The sequence below is a fragment of the Alkaliphilus hydrothermalis genome (assembly GCF_016908555.1).
Taxonomy (GTDB): Bacteria; Bacillota; Clostridia; order Peptostreptococcales; family Natronincolaceae; genus Alkaliphilus; species Alkaliphilus hydrothermalis.
This window is the reverse complement of sequence record NZ_JAFBEE010000010.1, coordinates 50,432-69,626: the sequence shown is the minus strand read 5'-3', so window position 1 is coordinate 69,626 and position 19,195 is coordinate 50,432. Positions and strand designations below refer to the sequence as shown.

The following is a 19,195-nucleotide window of genomic DNA, read 5'->3' as shown; positions in this document are numbered from 1 at the left end:
ATCACTTCCATAGCTGTCCTTTTTTTGCTGTTTATTGTGCCTTTTCTATATAGATGAATTCTCTAATGGTTCTTCTTCAAGCTCCGAATAGCCTCCAATACCTCTCTGCCGATCTGATATTCTGGGGCAATTTCCACTGCCCTTCTCGCATACTTTTCAGCCTTTTCTAAATCGTCTAAGTTTAAATAGGTCACTGCAAGATCACATAATATGTTTGGATGATTTAAATCATAAAACAATGCCTTTTTAAAGCTTTTAAGGGCTTCTTCATATTCCTCCTGCTGCAGACACTTACTCCCCAGACCTTCATAGGCTTCAATAATATGCAGCTTAATTTTTTCATTCTTCTTTATTTCAGGGCTTTTTTGCACTAACTCTTCAAAGTATTTTACAGCATTTTCATAGTCTTCATCTTTATTGTATTTGATCCCTGTCCAAAGAAGCTGATGGATTTCATCTTGATTTCTCTCTTCATTAATGGTATCCCTCATTCTCCTATAGGGATTGTTGGCTTTATTCTTTAAGGACAGCTCAAACAATCTATCGGCTAAGGTTAGAAGTTCCTCCACATTGTAAATTTTGTTAATATAGCCCTTTGGTATATGATTATATCCTAGATATGCCCCTGCAAGGGTGAGGGTGAGACTAGAGGTAGCCTCTGCATCCTTTACCAATAGGCACTCCTTCAATATTTTTTCGTAGTCATTGGGATTTCTCATAAAGATATATAGGGCCAATGGCAATGATTCCAATACATAGGCACCACTCCCCCACGATTCCTGAAGCTCCTGTGGTTTTACATCCTGTTCTAAGGCAACTTTTAAATCCCTCATAACCCGACTATAAAGGTTTGTAATCTCATTGCTTTTTCTGTTTCGGTAGACCATTGTTTCTATTCCTTTAATGCTCTTTACACATAAATCAATCAGGGCAAACAAATCTTTCTTTCCCTTAATTGAAAAGGCCGGTAAATTCGTTAAATAGGCTATAGCAGTTGCATGAAGTATGCTGGAGGCAATAGCCATTTGATCCATATGGGTGACGGCCGCCTGCATCCCCGCCATCAACTTCAAAGTAGGGAAATCTCCGTAATTAATTAAGGCAATGGGAGCACATCTTATGGCAGCACAATTCCCCGCTGACTCTACGCCACTTTTGTACCATTCAATTCTGCGATCATGGTAATTAATAATAAACTCCTTCATGGTATTACCCATGCCAGTAATGGTGTATCTAATAAAGCGATTAGCTAAATCTTCAGGCTGGAAACCTTGATTGATGATTAATGACTCCGCCAATAGAATAGATAACTCAGTATCATCGGTTATGCTTAGGGATACTGAACGTTTTTCTCCCTTTAAAAAATCATTAATATACTCGATTTCTCTTTGTTGTCCCACCTCAAGGTAGCTACCAAAGGCATCACCAATTGCAATACTCACCATAGCTCCCCGAAGCTTGTTGCGATACTCGATTTGAGGTAAAGGTACTAGGTTAATAATTTCATTGTATCTCATGAAATTGGGCATTCCAGCATTCTCTATTAAAAAATTATAAAGGTTTTCTAATGATATCATATACACGGTATGCACCTCATTTGATTTTATTGTATACTTTTGTTTTTGTTGTATACTGCTAGTATTCTACAATGCTTTTTTATTTCCTGCCGAAGATTTTTATGAAAGTAAATGTATTGACATCCTATTGAATACATGATATATTTTGATAAAGATAAATACACCTTTTAAATCGGTCCAGAGAGGCTGAAAAGGGAAAATATAATGCGTAAGGGTAAAGTTATTTTTACCATTACTTTTATGTGCATTTTATACCCCTTTGGTCTCCGATCGAAGGGGTTATTTATTTGTAGATTTACCTTTAAATTAGTCCAGAGAGGCTAAAAAGGGAGTATAACTCCCACCAAATCAAAAGGGAGGTTTTATTATGACGTTAAAAGGAAGACATTTAGTAGACCCCAACGATATGACTTTGGAGGAACTACAGCAAATCATTGATTTAGGATTAAAGATGTACCAAGATCCAGGTGCCTATAGTGAGTTTTGTAAAGGAAAAATTTTAGGTACCCTATTCTACGAACCAAGTACACGGACTAGACTGAGCTTCGAGTCTGCGATGTTAAGAATGGGTGGTTCGATCCTTGGCTTCTCAGATGCCAATACTAGCTCTGTGAAAAAGGGTGAAAGTATTGCTGATACTATTCGAGTGCTGGATGATTATGCTGATGTATTAGTCATGAGACATCCTAGAGAAGGAGCTCCAAAGCTTGCTTCTGAATTTTCAACGGTTCCCATCATCAACGGCGGTGACGGTGGACATCAACACCCTACCCAAACTTTAACAGATTTAATCACGATTCAAAATTACAGAGGAGAAATTAAGGACTTAAAGGTGGCCTTCTGCGGAGACTTGTTATTCGGTAGAACAGTTCATTCCCTATTAAAGACCTTAAGTCGATTTGAAAATATCAGCTTTGTTCTGATCTCTCCACCTGAGCTAAAGATTCCATATCATCTAAGAGATGAACTGATCAATAAATATCAAGTTGAAATTGTTGAAACCACATCCTTAGAGGAATATCTACCAGAGATTGATATCCTTTATATGACTAGAATTCAAAAAGAAAGATTCTTCAATGAAGAAGACTATATTAAATTGAAAGACAGTTATATTCTAAACAGATCTAAGCTAAAAAATGCAAAAGAAGACCTGTTAGTGCTTCATCCCCTTCCAAGGGTAAATGAAATTAGCTATGATGTGGACGATGACCCAAGGGCAAGATACTTTGAACAAGCAACTTTAGGTGTCTATGTAAGAATGGCATTAATGGCATTATTATTGGGGGTGGCGTAAATGTTAAAGGTAGCAGGTATTGAAAAAGGAATCGTTATTGATCATATTACAGCAGGAAAAGGATTAAAGATTTTCCAAAAGCTTAATTTAGATAAGTTAAAAACACCAGCAGTATTACTAATGAATGTGCCTAGCAAGCAGGCTGGACAAAAAGACATTATTAAAATTCAAGACGACCTAGACATAGATTTAACTGTCCTAGGATTAATTGATCCAAACATCACAGTAAACTATATTGTAAACGACAAAATCGAAAAAAAGATGGAGTTAAAAATCCCAGAAAAGGTAAAGGGCCTCTTTGAATGCAAGAACCCTAGATGTATCACCAGTGTAGACCAATATGCAGAGGCTGAATTTACTTTAGTACCTAACGGAAAAATCCAATATCGTTGTAGCTATTGTGAAGAATTGACTGAATATAAGCTATAAGATAATAACGGGAGGGCTTATACCCTCCCGTATTCTATTACAGCCTTCTTCAGGTCTTCCCCCTTAGTGTTATTCATCTACTTGTCAACTACTTGCTATAGGCAGTTTCCTTTGAAGCGCTTCCACCCCTTAAACCTTTATAAAGCTGAAGAAAATCAATATGCTTTCCTTTAGCATCATATCTACCCATCTTAAAAGCAAATTGAACAGAAAAGCCAATTGTAGTGGCTGTGATTAAAGTTCCAACTCCTACGGGCCCTCCTAAAAGAAATCCAACAGTCAAAGCACTTACTTCAATAATTCCACGGATCATCCAAACTGGTTTGTTTGTCTTTCTTACTAGACCCTCCATCAAGCTATCCCTTGGCCCAGCCCCTAGCCGTGGTCTTAAATAAAAGAAGGAAGCCCAACCAGTTAAGAAAATTCCAGCCATCAACATTAATATTTGGCCTATTAATGTCTCTGGTGTTTTCAAAATTCCCAAGGAGTCAATAAAATCAACGAACATTCCTATGAAAATCATGTTGCAGATACTAGCAAAGCCCGGTACCATCTTCACAACTAATGATAGTCCAATAATTACTAAACCCGTCAACTGAGTTACTTGACCTAAGGATAATGGAGTATGATTACTAACCCCCATATGAAAAACTCCCCAAGGATTCATACCCAGCCCTGCATCCCTCATTAACAAAACCGCCAATGCATAAACTGCTAATCCAAAGAATAAAGAGGGAAGCTTCTTTCCAAATACTAACCAATCATTTTTATGTTGTTGATTCACAGTCATCCTTCTTTCTTGATTATTTTTTAGGCTTCCGAAATACTTTTTCCATTTAATATTATATCTCTTTATTCTATGTTTTCAAAGTAAAATTTTTGTCATCTGTACCTTTCGTATCTTTTGGTATGAAATTAACTGACCTTGCAGGGATTTCTGGTGGTGGCGAAGGGGGGCCCGCTAAAGGATGTCTAGGTGCATGAACCACTGTTATACTATTAAGAATGACCTCCTTCTCAATCAATCGATTGTTTTCATCATATTTTTCCCTCAACTCTGCCCGTGGAGTCACTACAGTTACTTCGTGGGGGATTTCTGGATCGGTAATTCTCTTGACTACAATCTCCAAACCGAATAGGGAGACTTTAATACAATCGTATTGCTTTTTTTTGCCAATACTCATTTTATCAAAAATATCTTTAATCGACATAATCCTCCCTCCTTGTTTCATTTTATTCAAAAATAGTAAGGGGGTGAGTTAAAATTAGTGTTTAACATTACTATTCAGTGGGTATAATTTCATTGTATAAACAACCAAAATCCTTCATATAACTATAAAGACGGATTTTGAAACAATAAAAAAGACGAGAGGGGTTATGTAATATGAAATATTTATGCGTACCATGTGGTTATGTTTACGATCCAGAGTTAGGAGATCCAGATAGCGGTATCGAGCCAGGTACAGCTTTTGAAGATATTCCAGATGATTGGGTTTGTCCAATCTGTGGCGTTGGTAAGGATATGTTTGAGCCAACTGAATAAAATACATATAGCTTAAACTTCTTCAAAAAAAGAGTTCCAACGGAACTCTTTTTTTTGAATTTATTAAATTAATCCCATTAGTCATAAGCTATTCACTTCCTTTTTTTCCTATTTTCATTTACAATCTAAGTAGACATATATTTTATTGAAAGGAGCTTTTTTATGACTAAACAACTGAAAGCAGACTTAGCTTTACTAATGGTCACTATCATTTGGGGTTCTTCCTTTGTTCTTTCTAAAAATGCTTTAGCCTATCTCCCCACCTATAATTTTTTAGCAGTACGTTTTATCTTGGCAGCTTTAATATCTGCAATTATTTTTTATAAAAACATAATTTCAATGGATAAAGATACCCTTCGTTATGGTCTTTTAATCGGTGTTATTCTCTTTGCTGGATATGCTTTTCAGACGGTTGGCCTTAACTATACCACCGCCTCCAAGTCAGGTTTTATTACTGGCTTTTCTGTTGTTATTGTTCCGATTTTCTCTGCATTACTCTTAAAGCAAAAACCCCATCGGGCAGCCCTCATTGGTGTTGCTTTTGCAATAGTAGGACTTGGGCTATTGACCTTAAATTCCACCTTAACCTTAACTAAAGGAGATTTTTATACCTTGATATGTGCCTTCCTTTTTGCCCTACATATTATTACAGTAGGTAAATATACCGTGAAGGTGGATTCCATAGCTATGGCTATTATTCAGATTGCCGTGGTGGGTTTTCTCAGCTTAATTTTCTCATTTGCCATTGAAACCCCTATATTTCCCACTGGTAAGACGGTATGGTTCAATTTATTAATATTGGCAATCTTTGCTACATCGGGGGCCTTTATTATCCAAAATGCCATGCAAAAGTTTACCTCTCCCACCCATACAGCATTGATTTATACTGGGGAGCCTGTGTTCTCAGCAATGTTTGCTTACATTCTATTAAAGGAAGTACTTCCACCCCAAGGAATTGTAGGTAGTGTATTGATTTTATTGGGTATGATTGTTTCAGAGGTTGATTGGAAAGCTGTTTTTTCAAAAAGTGAACAAAAGAGCATCTACAATCCCAATAAACAGTAGCACTGAAATAGATCATTAGTTGAAAGGCAAAAAAGCCAACCACCGCAACGTAAATCATTACGTAAGGGTGCTGGCTTTTTCCAATCTTTAATACTACTTTGGAGCTTCTTCCATTGTGATGGGTAGATGTCTTGCTGTAAATAAATCTTCTATTGCCCCCCATAGCTTGTCTATTCCTTCCTTTTTTAAGGAGGAAATAGCTACAATCTTATCTTCTGGATTCATTTGCAGGGCTTCACGAATAATTTTAAACTGTTTCTGTTGTTGTGATCTGGAGATTTTATCAGATTTTGTAGCAACAACAATTGTTCCATAACCATAGTGTTTAATCCAATCGTACATCAACTTATCATCCTCGGTTGGTTCATGGCGAATGTCCACCAATAAAACCACCTCTTGAAGATTTGTTCTAGTGGATAAATACGTTTCCATAATCTTACCCCATGAAGCCCGTTCCGTTTTGGATACTTTTGCATAACCATAGCCAGGAAGGTCTACTAAATAGAATTCTTTGTTAATGATATAGAAATTTATTGTTCTAGTCTTGCCTGGATTTTGACTTACCCTAGCTAGTTTTCTACGGTTTAATAACGTATTAATAGTTGAGGATTTACCTACATTTGATCTACCTACCATTGCAATCTCAGGCAATAAATCCTCTGGATATTGTTTTGGACCTACAGCACTTATAACGATTTCAGAAGTTTTAATTTTCATTTGTTTCTCCCCTCTTCAAAGCATGTTCAAGGACTTCATCCATATGCTCAACGAAAACAAATTCTATTTTTCTCTTCACACTCTCTGGGATATCCTCCATGTCCTTTTCATTCTCCATTGGTAATAGGACCTTTGTAATACCAGCCCTTCTCGCGGCTAATACCTTTTCTTTTACACCACCAATAGGTAGTACGCGTCCCCTTAATGTAATTTCACCCGTCATTGCTACATCCTTAGATACTGGAATATTTGTAAGGGCAGAAATCACAGCTGTTGCCATTGCAGTTCCAGCCGACGGTCCATCCTTCGGAATAGCCCCCTCGGGTATATGGATATGAATATCTTTATTTGTATGGAAATTATCCTCGATATTCAGGCTTTCTGCTCTAGATCGGATATAACTAATACCAGCCCTAGCTGATTCCTTCATTACATCCCCTAACTGACCTGTAAGTACTAGCTTTCCACTACCCTTCATAGGTGTTACTTCTATAGAAAGGGTATCTCCACCTACAGGTGTCCATGCTAAACCTCTTACAATTCCAATTTCATCCCTTTTATTGGCAAACTCATAACGATAGATGGGTCTTCCTAGGTATCGCTTTAAGTTACTTGGATTAATTCTAACTAACTTTAACTTATCCTCAATCATCCGTTTTGCAGCTTTACGGCATACATTTGCAATCTGTCTTTCTAGATTTCTTACCCCAGATTCTTTTGTATAGTGATTAATGATATCCCTTAAGGCATTTTCTGATATCCTTAAATTCTCATCCTTTAATCCATGTGCTTTAATTTGCTTCGGTAATAGATATCTTGTAGCGATATTAAACTTTTCTTCATCCGTATACCCAGCAATTTGGATAACCTCCATACGATCCAATAAAGGCCTTGGAATGGTACTTAAAGAGTTGGCGGTGGTGACAAACATTACCTTTGATAAATTAAAGGGAATTTCTAGAAAGTGGTCTGTAAAATCAGAGTTTTGCTCTGGATCTAATACTTCCAGTAAAGCTGACGCTGGGTCTCCCCTGAAGTCGCTGGCCAATTTATCTATTTCATCCAATAGCAACACAGGATTTTTGGTACCTACTTGTCTAATGGATGAAATAATACGCCCTGGAATAGCACCCACGTAGGTTCTTCTATGCCCTCTTATCTCTGCTTCATCCCTAACTCCACCCAAAGACATTCTGACAAACTTCCTATTTAAAGCTCTAGCAATGGATTTAGCAATAGATGTTTTACCTACCCCCGGAGGTCCTACTAGACACAGAATCGGTCCCTTCATGGTCTTTGATAACTGTCTAATGGCAAGATATTCTAGAATACGATCCTTTACCTTTTCCAGTCCATAGTGATCTTCATCTAGTATTGCAGCCGATTCTTTGATGTCAAGCTTGTCCTTAGTCTCTTTATTCCAAGGAAGACTCACAATCCAATCTACATAGTTTCTAATCACCCCTGTTTCGGCGGAGGCTGGTGAAAGCTTAAGCAAACGATCTAATTCCCGCTCAACCTTTTCATTTATTTCCTTAGGTAGCTTTAGTTTTGCAAGTTTTTGCCTAAATTCGTCTACCTCCTCCACTACCCCTTCGTCTTCCCCAAGCTCCTTTTGGATGGCCTTTAGTTGTTCACGAAGATAGTATTCTTTTTGTACTTTATTAATTTGTTTTTTGACTCTATTATTGATTTTTTCCTCAATCTCTAATATTTCAATTTCTTCTAAAAGAATTCTATATAAGGTTTCTAATCTTTCCTTTGGCTCAAATGCTTCTAAAATCTCCTGCTTTTGATTTTGCTTTAAAGTCAGATTTGCCCCGATGGTATCGGCTAATCTGCCGGGCATCTCAATTTCCGATACTGTCATCAAAATTTCCCCTGAAACCTTGTTGCTAAGATCTATGTATTGTTCAAAGCCATCCAATACACTCCGCATAAGGGCTTCTACATCTTTATCTCCCACCAACTCTGAAGGATTGGCTTCCTCCTCAACCTCCACCAATAAATAGGGGCCCTCCTGCTTAATTTCCTTTATTCTAGCCCTATTAATACCTTCGATTAATACTCTAATAGTATCTCCTGGTAATTTAAGCATTTGTTTAATCTTAGAGATGGTTCCTACTTGATAGAAATCATCTGGGGATGGATCATTCACCTCAGCCTCTTTTTGGGCTGATAAAAAGATTAATTGATCATTTACCATCGCCTCTTCCAATGCATTTACAGACTTTTCTCTCCCAACATCGAAATGTAGTACCATATATGGAAAAACTGTTAAGCCCCTTAAGGGAATCATAGGAAGTTTTCGTGTCTGTTGATTTTCTTCCTGAATTTTCTTGTTATCTTCCAATCGTCTCACTCCTTTTGCCTAAAATCTATATTTAAAATTGCAACTATACTCAGTTTCCGTAGAAGCTATTTGTTTGATTAACTTTATTTAGTATTCGTACTTATTATAACGACTAATCAATCTTTTTTCAATATTGTACCCTAATTCTGTCGGTTATATCATCTGTCATTAGTAAAAAGCATTACGAAGCTATAGGATAAGCCCATTATTATATAATAGCATATATATACAATAAAAACACCATCACAGCTAAATATCGGAGGGACTGATTGCTGGGATGGTGTTTCAGTTTATTTAATAGTTGGTTGGTCACTTCCTAAGGCAGCTACAAAGGGGATTTTTTCTGAAACTACCGTCTGATTACCTTCAGCTTCTTTTCGATAAATTGCCTCTTTTACCACCTCTTGAATATGCTCCACAGCAACTACCTTGATTCCTAATTCATTAAATCTCTCTTGATAGTTATCCTTTGGAATGATAACCTTTGTGCACCCAGCCTTTCTTGCAGCCTCTATTTTAGCAACGACACCGCCAATAGGCTTTACCTTTCCTCTAATGGAAATCTCTCCTGTCATGGCTACCCTGTGGTCTATAGACTGATTTGTGATGGCAGAGTAAATTGCAGTTACCATAGTAATTCCTGCAGAAGGCCCATCTATAGGTATTCCTCCTGGAAAATTTAAATGAATATCAAAATCCCTAGGATCTACATCTAAAAACTTTCTAACAACCGTAAGCACATTGTCTACTGAATCTGATGCAGTACTCCTCCGTTTTAAGGTTCTCCCAGAGGAATTTGTCTCTTCCGACTCAACAATTCCAGTAACAATAATTCTACCCTTACCTTTTTCAGGCACTTTTATTGCAGATGCTTCTATTTCAATCATCATTCCAATATTAGGCCCAAATACGCCTAATCCATTTACGAAACCCACGTAGGGCTGATTTTCTATCTTTTTCTCTGGTCTTGGTTGATAATGACCACTTTCTATTACCCATTGAACATCCGCTAGGGTAATTACTTTCCGATCTTGGGTTTGTACTAATCCACTTGAAATCTGTACTATATTAACAGCCTCTCGCCCATTGTTTGCATACCTCTTAATTTCGTCTATTGCCCTATCTTCAATTTCAAATTTACTTTTCTTACATGCATTCTCAGCTATAATCCCTATTTCCTCCTGGGAAAGGGGTCTAAAATAGATTTCAATACAACGGGATCTGAGGGCAGAGGGAATTTCCGATGCTGTTCTTGTAGTAGCCGCCACTAGTCTAAAATCTGCTGGCAAACCCTTTTGAAAAATTTCATGAATATGACTTGGTACATTGGAATCCTCTGAGTTATAGTAGGCACTTTCTAAAAATACTTTACGGTCCTCCAATACCTTGAGGAGCTTATTCATTTGTACTGGATGTAGTTCTCCGATTTCATCTAAGAACAATATCCCTCCATGGGCTTTTGTTACTGCCCCAGGTTTCGGCTGAGGAATACCTGATTGTCCTAAAGGACCTGCACCCTGATAGATAGGATCGTGGACTGAGCCCATGAGGGGGTCTGCAATCCCTCTATCATCAAATCTTAAGGTGGTGGCATCCATTTCAATAAATTTTGACTCATTATTAAAAGGAGAAATGATGGTTTTTTTCGCTTCCTCCAATATCACCCTTGCGGCTGCTGTCTTCCCAACTCCCGGCGTACCGTATATGATTACATGCTGCGGATTTGGACTACATAAGGCTGCTCTTAAAGCCTTTAAACCTTCCTCTTGACCAACAATTTCTTCAAAGGAAGAAGGCCTAGTATATTCAGATAAAGGAACTGTCAATGAACGTTCCCTCATTTTCTTTAATTTATCCATTTCTTTTTTTGATTCTTTTTCAATAGCACTTTTGCTACCCTGCTGACTCTTAAGTAAACTTAAAAAGTAAAGCCCGATAACAATAGCAAAGAAGAACTGGATTACAAAAAAAATGTTAGGCAAAATTAACTACCTCCTTTGTGGGGTTTATATATTTAGTATGTACTTAGGAAGTCATTTTATCCTGTGGAAAAAACCTTCCTGCTAATACAACAATAGGATATTTTTATTTTCGAAATATTATGTTATAATATTGTAGTATTAACATCTTAAGGATAATCAACTATAAACGAGGGGGAATTTTTTTTGCAAAAGTATTTACAACTTTTTTGGATTTTCTTTAGAGTCGGCGCCTTCACCTTTGGAGGAGGATATGCGATGGTTCCCATTATTCAAAAAGAAATTGTTGATAATGCAGGGTTTATTGAAAATGAAGAATTTCTTGATATCATTGCAGTGGCCCAAAGTCTTCCTGGTGCAATCGCTGTTAATACCACCATTTTCGTTGGCTACAAGCTCTTTGGAATATTAGGTGCTATTTTTGCATTATTGGGAACTGTCTTACCTTCTTTTCTAGTGATTTTAGTACTGGCTTTATTTTATAATCGTATTAAAGATATTCAAGCTATTCAAAGGTTTTTCCAAGGGGTAAGACCGGCTATTGTAGCACTAATCTTCATGTCAGCAGTAAAGCTAGGTAAGGCTATTGATCGAAAGACGTTTAATTACATAATCATGGCGGGTGCCTTCATGGCTATTGCAATCTTTAAGATTCATCCAATCTTGACGATCATTGGCTGTGCCATCGCTGGACTAGTTCATGTAAAGGGGGATAAACAGAATGACAGAGCTGTTTAAACTTTTTATAACCTTCTTAAAAATAGGCTCCTTTAGTTTTGGTGGTGGGTATGCAATGCTCCCTTTAATCGAAGAGGAGATTGTTTATATCAATCAATGGCTAACTCAAAGTGAATTTATCGATATTATTGCTATCTCACAGATGTCTCCAGGACCTATTGCCATCAATTCTGCTACTTTTGTAGGCTTTAAGTACTTAGGGGTAGGGGGCGCCATTGCTGCCACTGTGGGGGTGTGTTTTACTTCCTTTTTCCTAGTAACTGGATTGGCCCGTGTAATCATTAAATACTATGATTCTCTCATTGTTAAGGGGATTTTTTCAGGAATCCGACCTGGTGTAATTGGTTTGATCGGTGCTGCCTGTGTATCTCTATTTAAAGCTTCTATTGTAGATATTAAGAGCTTGATCATTGGCTTGACTGTTTTGGTTATTCTATCTAAAACTAAAATCCATCCAATTGCTGTAATTTTATCTTCTGGAGTGATGGGGATTTTGCTTTATTCCATTTAGAGATATGATATTAATTAAATATTAACTTTAAAAATAAAAACTCAGCCAATCGGCTGAGTTTTTATTATATTTAAGAAGCTGTTTCTTCGTTCTTCTTTTTACTTTTCTTTTTATTGATTACTGTAGGCCTTGATTTGTTTTCAACAGTATCCTTTGTAATGATTACCTTTTCGATGGTTTCATCGGAAGGTATTTCATACATGATATCCATCATTAGACTTTCAGTAATTCCCCTTAAACCTCTGGCACCAGTTTTTCTTTCAATTGCTTTTTGAGCGATTAATCGAAGGGCATCTTCTTCAAATTCTATTTTTACACCATCAATTTCAAATAGCTTCGTGTATTGCTTAACAAGGGCATTTTTAGGCTCTGATAAGATTTGTACTAAAGCTTCTTCGTCTAATTGATCCAGTGTCACCATAACTGGTAATCTACCAACAAACTCTGGGATTAGGCCAAACTTAAGTAAATCTTCTGGTTGGATATTCTTTAACAGAGTACCCAAATCCTTAATCTCTTTACTCTTAACGTCTGCACCAAAGCCCATTGAAGTTTTTCCAGTTCGCTTTTGAATGATTTTTTCAATACCATCAAATGCTCCACCACAAATGAATAAAACATTAGTGGTATCGATTTGAATGAATTCTTGGTGGGGATGCTTTCTTCCACCCTGTGGAGGAACACTGGCTACTGTTCCTTCTAAAATTTTAAGTAAAGCCTGTTGAACACCTTCGCCACTTACATCTCTTGTGATGGATGGGTTCTCAGATTTTCTTGCAATCTTATCTACTTCATCTATATAGATAATGCCTTTTTCAGCTTTTTCTATGTCATAGTCAGCCGCTTGAATAAGCTTTAATAGAATATTTTCAACATCCTCACCAACATAACCCGCTTCTGTTAAGGAAGTAGCATCTGCAATAGCAAAAGGAACATTTAAGATCTTCGCTAAAGTTTGTGCCAATAATGTCTTACCAGAACCAGTAGGTCCCATCATAATAATATTACTTTTTTGAAGTTCTACATCATCACTTTTGATATCTGCATTGATTCTTTTATAGTGGTTATATACAGCTACTGCTAAAGCCTTCTTAGCATCTTCCTGTCCAATGACATATTGGCCCAAAATGTCTCTTATTTCTTTGGGTTTCGGTAAATTTGTTAGATCAATTTCAACATTTTCATCAAACTCTTCCTGAATAATTTCTTGGCAAAGCTCGATACACTCATCACAAATATACACATTGGGTCCAGCAATTAATCTTCTAACTTGATCTTGAGATTTACCGCAGAAGGAGCATTTAAGCTGCTTTTTATCCTCGAATCTAGACATTTTCACACCTCTTTCATCGGCTTATTTTCTGAAGGTAATTACTTCATCGATGATACCATATTCCTTCGCTTGTTCTGCTTCCATAAAGTTATCGCGATCAGTATCTCTTTGAATCCTTTCTAAAGGTTGGCCTGTTCTTTCAGCCAAAATCTTATTTAAAGTATCCCTCATTTTTAGAATTCTTTCAGCATGGATTCTAATATCCTCTGCTTGACCTCTAGTTCCACCTAGAGGCTGATGAATCATAACTTCTGCATTTGGTAGAGCATAACGCTTGCCTTTTTTGCCCGCTGCTAATAGGAATGCTCCCATACTGGCAGCCATACCAATACAAAGGGTTGATACATCTGGCTTAATATAATTCATGGTGTCATAGATTGCCATTCCTGCTGTTATTGAGCCCCCAGGGCTGTTTATGTAGATTTGAATATCCTTATCTGGATCTTCAGCTTCTAAGAAAATTAACTGAGCAACAACTAAACTGGCAGTAACATCATTAATTTCATCATTTAAGAAGATGATTCTTTCCTTTAATAATCTTGAGTAAATGTCGTATGATCTTTCACCTCTATTGGTTTGTTCCACGACAACAGGCACCAATGCCATAATTATCTCCTCCCAAATCTAAATTTTTTAAGATATCTTGGCATTTTCTACTAAGAAGTTAATCGTCTTTCTTACAACAATATTGTCTTTGAAATAGTTTAAGTCTTCTGGTCTTAAGTTTGATTTAAAGTCTTCTACTTCTTGTTTGTATTGTTTTGCCAATTTTACTACTTCTTCTTGAACTTCTTCTTCAGTAGCCTCAATTTTTTCTTGTTGACTGATTTTTTCTAAAACAAGTTGTGTTTTAACTCTAGACTTTGCATCTTCCCTCATTTGATCTCTAAGGGCGTTTTCATCTGTACCAGTCATTTGATAGTAGTAATCTAAATTTAACCCTTGATAGCTTAATTGATAAGAGAAGTCTCTTAACATACCATCAATCTGTCTTTCAACAACTGGGTTAGGAATGTCAATATTCACAGAGTCAACAATGTCTTCAATTATTGTATTTTGAAGTTCTTCTTCAGCTCTTTTTTGGGCTTGCTCTTCTAGTCTCTTCTTGATATCACCCTGTAATTCTTCAAGTGTATCAAAATCAGAATAATCCTTGGCAAATTCATCATCAAGAACTGGTAATTCCTTTTCTTTGATTTCATGAATTTTAACTTCAAAAATAGCATCCTTACCAGCTAAATGTTCAGCATGATATTCTTCTGGGAATGTTACGTTTACCTTTACGTCGTCACCAATATTAGCACCAATTAATTGCTCTTCAAATCCTGGGATGAATTGAGCAGATCCAATTACTAGAGATTGTTTTTCTGCAGTACCACCTTCAAAGGCCACATCGTCAACTGAACCTTTGTAGTCAATGATTACCATATCTTGATCTTTTACTGGTCGATCTTCGATAGCAATCATTCTTGCATTCTTTTCCTGCATCATTTGAAGCTCTTTTTGAATATCCTCTTCTTGTACATTATACTCTTTTTTCGCCACTTCTATACCTTTATAGTTCTCCACCTCAAATTCAGGCATTACTTCTACCACTGCTGTAAATACAACGTCTTCACCTTTTTTAATTTCTTCTATATCGATTTGTGGACGGTCTACTGGATCGATATTGTGCTTCTCTAAAGCTGCTTCATAGACTTCTGGTAAGCAGATGTTGATTGCTTCTTCAAAGAAGATTTCTTTTCCATATTGAGCCTCAATAATTTTTTTTGGAGCTTTACCTTTTCTAAAGCCAGGGATATTGAATCTTCCCTTCATTTTGTTGTAGGCTTTGTTAACGGCATTTTCAAACTGCTCAACCCCCACAACTAGCTTAAGGGTAATTTTATTGTCTTCTTGCTTCATGATTTCTGAATTCATTTGTATCCTCCTCTATTTTGTTTACCATTTATTAGTTTCTTGTTTAACTGTAAACTAGTTATCATATTTTGAATAAGCTCATTTGTTCATATTATATTTATGTAATGTAATTCCCAGTGTATATATTAAAAAACATCCATATGCTTCAGTGGATGTCAAGCAAACATAATGAATGGCTTATCATATTAATACTATCTAATTTCACTATTATTGTCAACATATTGGTGCCTTTTAATCAGCTTATTTTTCCAGTATCGTCATTTGAATACCATTCTAATCAATTTCACCGGTATTCTTTAGGGCTTGCTTCAACAATATAGGCCCTACAATCTCAAAAAAAACCACCCCACTCAACACAATCCCTGTAATTAGTCCGTTGAATTGCGGAAGTCTCTGCTCAGCTTCGATACTCAAGCCAATAACAATTCCTGCTTGAGGAGTCAAAGCAATCCCCAAATTTCTTCTGTATCTCTTGCCAATATTAGTTAGCTTAGCAGATATATAACTACCAGCTAACTTGCCCCCCAATCGACCTACAATATACCCTACCCCCACCAATCCAATCTTAGGCAGTATGGCTAAATCTAATTTTGCCCCTGCTAAAGTTAAGAAGAATACAAATATGGGAAGCTCTATTTTTTCAAGGGCATTTGATAAGATATTGTTTTCCTCCACCAGATTAGTCACTAAGGCACCTGTGGTCATATTGATAAGGATTGCTGATAGTCCATATATTTCTCCTATACCCGAGTTAAGGAAAATAAAACCAATTACCATTACCATAAATTTATTTTCGTTAGTTTTTCGCCAAATTAAAAAGGCTAAAAACCCCCCCGATAAAATCCCAATCATCAGAGCTAAACCCAACTCTATTAACATGTTCAATATCAAGGCGCCACCTTGTAGGTCTGAGCTTGTTACCCCCTGTAGTATTGCAGTGGTAATCCCAAAAACAATGATACAATTTAGATTTTCGATGGCTACTAATGTCATAATGCTCCTGACAAAAGGCCCTTTTCCACGATATTCCTTAATAATCGATAGGACCCCTGAAGGAGAAACTGTCATGGACAATACTCCCAACACCAAAGAAAACGCTAGAGGAAGCCCTAAAATAAAGGTTATTAGTGCCACCATAATAAATGTACCCAAATTATCCCCTAAGGATACTAAAAAAAGAATTCTGCCATTTTTTTTGAATACTTTTCTATGGAGTTCCGCCCCTATGGCAATTGCCAACATTCCTAATGCTAAATGGTTTACAAATTGTAGCGAATACACCATCTCTTTAGTTATGACATTAGCGAAGGATGGACCCATGAGTAACCCGACAATAATATACCCCGTCACTGAAGGTAGACGTGCTTTGCTGGCTAGTTTCCCCCCCACTAGCCCCACCAATAAGATGATTGCTGCTATCAATTCGATATTCACTGGTCCTCACCCCATATTGATAGGGCTACCCCCTTAAGGTATTTCATTGTACCTGCCCCCTTTAAACATCCTGTATATAATAGTCTATAATGATATCTTCCTTATATTCTATTTACGGATAATAAAAGAGAAAAATTCCTAGAAATATGATCTATCTAGGAATTTTTTAATAAGTTTTTTGAAATAATATACTTTATATATAATTAGGTTCTGGATCAATCGTATCAGTATTCATTTCGCCGGCTTTTTGAATTGCAATCTTTGCGCAAACAGGTCCGATAATTTCATACACAAATACTCCACCTAATACAACAGTGCTTAGCATGCCACCCATTTCTGGTAATTGTTGTTTAGCCACCATAGCTAATCCTATTGCAACCCCAGCTTGAGGTAATAACCCTAAGCCTAAATACTTAACAATCGTATCTGGATATCCAACAGCTTTAGCACCTATAGCAGAACCAGCAATTTTACCAATTGCTCTAGCTACTATATATCCTACACCTAAGTACCCTAATTTACCTAATACATTAAGATGAAGTCCTGCCCCAGCTAAGGTGAAAAAAAACAGATAAATTGGTGGAGTAAAACTGCTTAATCCATCAAAAGCTCTTCTTGGATTTCTCATTAAGTTTGTAATCGTCGCTCCAATCATCATACATAACAGGATTGGAGAAAGGTGGAAGGTATGGGCTAACCCACCACCTGCGATGATTAATGCCAGTACCATACCAATAAGCTCCTCTTGGTTGCTTGCCTTGTTTCCAAGGAACACAAGCAATACCCCTATGATAAAGCCCACTGCAAGAGAACCAATTATTTCAATAACAGGATGTGCTAACATTGATAGTAAAGATACATCAGCTGCGCTTCCTGCTGTCATCTTGACAACCGCCATAGCTAATCCGAAGGCCATAACACAAACTGCATCATCAATAGCAACTACTGGTAAAATAGTACGGGTAAGGGGTCCATTGGCCTTATATTGTTTAATCACCATTGTCGTAGCGGCTGGTGCAGTAGCAGCAGCAATAGCTCCTAACAAAATACTAAGTTCGAAGGACTGATTCAACATGAAATAACTTACTGAAAACACAGCAATAATTGTTGCAAATGCCTGAACTAGCGTGACTATAAATATTTTACTCCCGACCTTTGCTAAATCTTTAATATGGAACTCACTGCCAATACTAAAGGCTATAGCCGCTAAGGCTATTTCATTAATAATTTCAAAATTATGAATATCATGATCAGTAACTACATTGGCAAAGGATGGACCAATTAGTAATCCCCCCAGTAAGTACCCCGTGACACTAGGAAGGTGAAGAACCTTTGCTATTCTTCCTCCTAAGATCCCCATTAACAACACGATACTAATTTTTACAAGTAAATCCAATTTCGATACGCCTCCTAGTTGTTATTCAATTTGTTATTCAATTTTTTTAGGTACGCCCCATATTTTTCCTACAGGAACAGTAAACATTAGTCCATGACCTGGCTTTGATACATCGTGTACGATTTCATTAACTGCTTCCATAGCTTTATCTGCCAGTTCTTCCCTCTCTACTACAGTAAAGATGGTTTTGTTATAAGGCCTAGAGCTATCTAGAAAGCTTCTCAAAGAACCAATTATTGGTATTTTCTGGTCGTATTTGCATAATTCGCAAGCCATACCATGGCTATCCAGTATAGTTGCGCCCGAAATGCCAATCTCCACGAACTTTGTTAAGATTTCATCTAGATATTCTACCTCATTCAAAACAATAAATAACACATGCACCTAATATCACATCCCTATCCTTAATCTCACATTACTATTATATACCCACTAAAATTGAAATGCAACCACACCCAAGAGGAACAGGTAAATAAGATCATTACAAATTAAAATCTATTTCTGTTGTTAATTCCTCTTCCGAAACTTCTTCCACCATTGCTTTAATTTTTACAATCACTTTATAATTGCCCTCTTTTCTTTTCTTCCCATTCTTATCAATACATTTCCAGAGATTTTTCCAGTGTAACACTTCCCCAGGTTGTAGCTGCTTAGAGGTCATAGCCATTGTAAAAAAACGTCCTTCAGAAAATCGATACACCTCTTCCCCTCCATCATCTACAATAATCATCTCAAACTGCTGGCCTGAAGGAAAGGTTATCTCTTTGGCTTCTCTAGTGGTATTGATTAATTTAAAATCTACATCAATTCCTTCATCCTGCTTTTCATAAATTGCCCTTAATTCCATTACCCCATCCTCCCTTGATTTTCACATCTAACTGCTTTCCCGTTCCATCAAGCTATAAT

The 19,195-nt window shown here is 36.9% G+C and carries 19 protein-coding genes; 6 read left to right on the top strand and 13 right to left on the bottom strand.

Annotated features, from left to right (window positions below):
- Nucleotides 1–62 precede the first annotated feature (62 nt).
- A complete protein-coding gene (locus tag JOC73_RS08700) occupies nt 63–1,577 on the bottom strand; it encodes an ADP-ribosylglycohydrolase family protein (protein WP_207755083.1) in 1,515 nt (504 codons plus the stop codon).
- 367 nt (nt 1,578–1,944) lie between these two features.
- On the opposite strand from JOC73_RS08700, the gene pyrB reads away from it, so the two are divergent.
- Both pyrB and JOC73_RS08690 read left to right on the top strand, forming a co-directional pair.
- Nucleotides 1,945–2,871 carry an aspartate carbamoyltransferase gene (pyrB, locus tag JOC73_RS08695; protein ID WP_204402146.1) on the top strand — a complete coding sequence of 309 codons (927 nt, stop codon included), beginning with the start codon at nt 1,945–1,947 and terminating at the stop codon, nt 2,869–2,871.
- Nucleotides 2,872–3,300 (top strand): aspartate carbamoyltransferase regulatory subunit, encoded by a 429-nt coding sequence (locus JOC73_RS08690; RefSeq protein ID WP_204402144.1) that lies wholly within the window; start codon nt 2,872–2,874, stop codon nt 3,298–3,300. It begins immediately after the preceding gene.
- 88 nt (nt 3,301–3,388) lie between these two features.
- Here JOC73_RS08690 and JOC73_RS08685 read toward each other — a convergent pair whose 3' ends face one another.
- Both JOC73_RS08685 and JOC73_RS08680 read right to left on the bottom strand, forming a co-directional pair.
- On the bottom strand, nt 3,389–4,090 hold the full coding sequence (locus tag JOC73_RS08685) for a YczE/YyaS/YitT family protein (protein ID WP_204402142.1): 702 nt from the start codon (nt 4,088–4,090) through the stop codon (nt 3,389–3,391).
- Between the two features lie 67 nt (nt 4,091–4,157).
- Nucleotides 4,158–4,511 (bottom strand): hypothetical protein, encoded by a 354-nt coding sequence (locus tag JOC73_RS08680; protein WP_204402140.1) that lies wholly within the window; start codon nt 4,509–4,511, stop codon nt 4,158–4,160.
- Nucleotides 4,512–4,684: 173 nt separating this feature from the next.
- On the opposite strand from JOC73_RS08680, the gene rd reads away from it, so the two are divergent.
- Entirely contained in the window at nt 4,685–4,843 is a 159-nt protein-coding gene (rd, locus tag JOC73_RS08675; RefSeq protein ID WP_204402137.1) for a rubredoxin, read from the top strand.
- 162 nt (nt 4,844–5,005) lie between these two features.
- On the top strand, nt 5,006–5,908 hold the full coding sequence (locus JOC73_RS08670; protein ID WP_204402135.1) for a DMT family transporter: 903 nt from the start codon (nt 5,006–5,008) through the stop codon (nt 5,906–5,908).
- A gap of 93 nt (nt 5,909–6,001) precedes the next feature.
- On the opposite strand, the gene yihA is transcribed toward JOC73_RS08670, so the two are convergent.
- The 3 genes from yihA to lonB all read right to left on the bottom strand — a co-directional run bounded on the left by yihA (nt 6,002) and on the right by lonB (nt 10,960).
- Nucleotides 6,002–6,625 (bottom strand): ribosome biogenesis GTP-binding protein YihA/YsxC, encoded by a 624-nt coding sequence (gene yihA, locus JOC73_RS08665; protein WP_204402131.1) that lies wholly within the window; start codon nt 6,623–6,625, stop codon nt 6,002–6,004.
- Complete coding sequence (gene lon, locus JOC73_RS08660) at nt 6,615–8,978, bottom strand: endopeptidase La (protein ID WP_204402128.1); 2,364 nt, start codon at nt 8,976–8,978, stop codon at nt 6,615–6,617. Before lon ends, yihA begins: the two co-directional genes overlap by 11 nt.
- A 290-nt stretch (nt 8,979–9,268) precedes the next feature.
- Entirely contained in the window at nt 9,269–10,960 is a 1,692-nt protein-coding gene (gene lonB / locus JOC73_RS08655) for an ATP-dependent protease LonB (protein WP_204402126.1), read from the bottom strand.
- Nucleotides 10,961–11,143: 183 nt separating this feature from the next.
- On the opposite strand from lonB, the gene JOC73_RS08650 reads away from it, so the two are divergent.
- Nucleotides 11,144–11,695 carry a chromate transporter gene (locus tag JOC73_RS08650; RefSeq protein ID WP_204402124.1) on the top strand — a complete coding sequence of 184 codons (552 nt, stop codon included), beginning with the start codon at nt 11,144–11,146 and terminating at the stop codon, nt 11,693–11,695.
- The gene (locus tag JOC73_RS08645) at nt 11,679–12,206 is read left to right on the top strand and encodes a chromate transporter (protein WP_204402122.1); all 528 of its coding nucleotides are present in this window, start codon (nt 11,679–11,681) and stop codon (nt 12,204–12,206) included. Before JOC73_RS08650 ends, JOC73_RS08645 begins: the two co-directional genes overlap by 17 nt.
- A gap of 70 nt (nt 12,207–12,276) precedes the next feature.
- On the opposite strand, the gene clpX is transcribed toward JOC73_RS08645, so the two are convergent.
- The 7 genes from clpX to JOC73_RS08610 all read right to left on the bottom strand — a co-directional run bounded on the left by clpX (nt 12,277) and on the right by JOC73_RS08610 (nt 19,136).
- Nucleotides 12,277–13,539, bottom strand: coding sequence for an ATP-dependent Clp protease ATP-binding subunit ClpX (gene clpX, locus JOC73_RS08640; RefSeq protein WP_204402120.1), 1,263 nt, complete (start codon nt 13,537–13,539; stop codon nt 12,277–12,279).
- 21 nt (nt 13,540–13,560) lie between these two features.
- The gene (gene clpP / locus JOC73_RS08635) at nt 13,561–14,145 is read right to left on the bottom strand and encodes an ATP-dependent Clp endopeptidase proteolytic subunit ClpP (protein ID WP_204402118.1); all 585 of its coding nucleotides are present in this window, start codon (nt 14,143–14,145) and stop codon (nt 13,561–13,563) included.
- Nucleotides 14,146–14,172: 27 nt separating this feature from the next.
- Complete coding sequence (gene tig / locus JOC73_RS08630; protein ID WP_204402116.1) at nt 14,173–15,459, bottom strand: trigger factor; 1,287 nt, start codon at nt 15,457–15,459, stop codon at nt 14,173–14,175.
- 273 nt (nt 15,460–15,732) lie between these two features.
- Nucleotides 15,733–16,893 (bottom strand): cation:proton antiporter, encoded by a 1,161-nt coding sequence (locus tag JOC73_RS08625; protein WP_204402114.1) that lies wholly within the window; start codon nt 16,891–16,893, stop codon nt 15,733–15,735.
- 193 nt (nt 16,894–17,086) lie between these two features.
- Nucleotides 17,087–18,289, bottom strand: coding sequence for a cation:proton antiporter (locus JOC73_RS08620; protein ID WP_204402112.1), 1,203 nt, complete (start codon nt 18,287–18,289; stop codon nt 17,087–17,089).
- A 33-nt stretch (nt 18,290–18,322) separates the two neighbouring features.
- On the bottom strand, nt 18,323–18,673 hold the full coding sequence (locus tag JOC73_RS08615; protein ID WP_204402110.1) for a hypothetical protein: 351 nt from the start codon (nt 18,671–18,673) through the stop codon (nt 18,323–18,325).
- Between the two features lie 97 nt (nt 18,674–18,770).
- Complete coding sequence (locus tag JOC73_RS08610; protein WP_204402108.1) at nt 18,771–19,136, bottom strand: BsuPI-related putative proteinase inhibitor; 366 nt, start codon at nt 19,134–19,136, stop codon at nt 18,771–18,773.
- Nucleotides 19,137–19,195 lie beyond the last annotated feature (59 nt).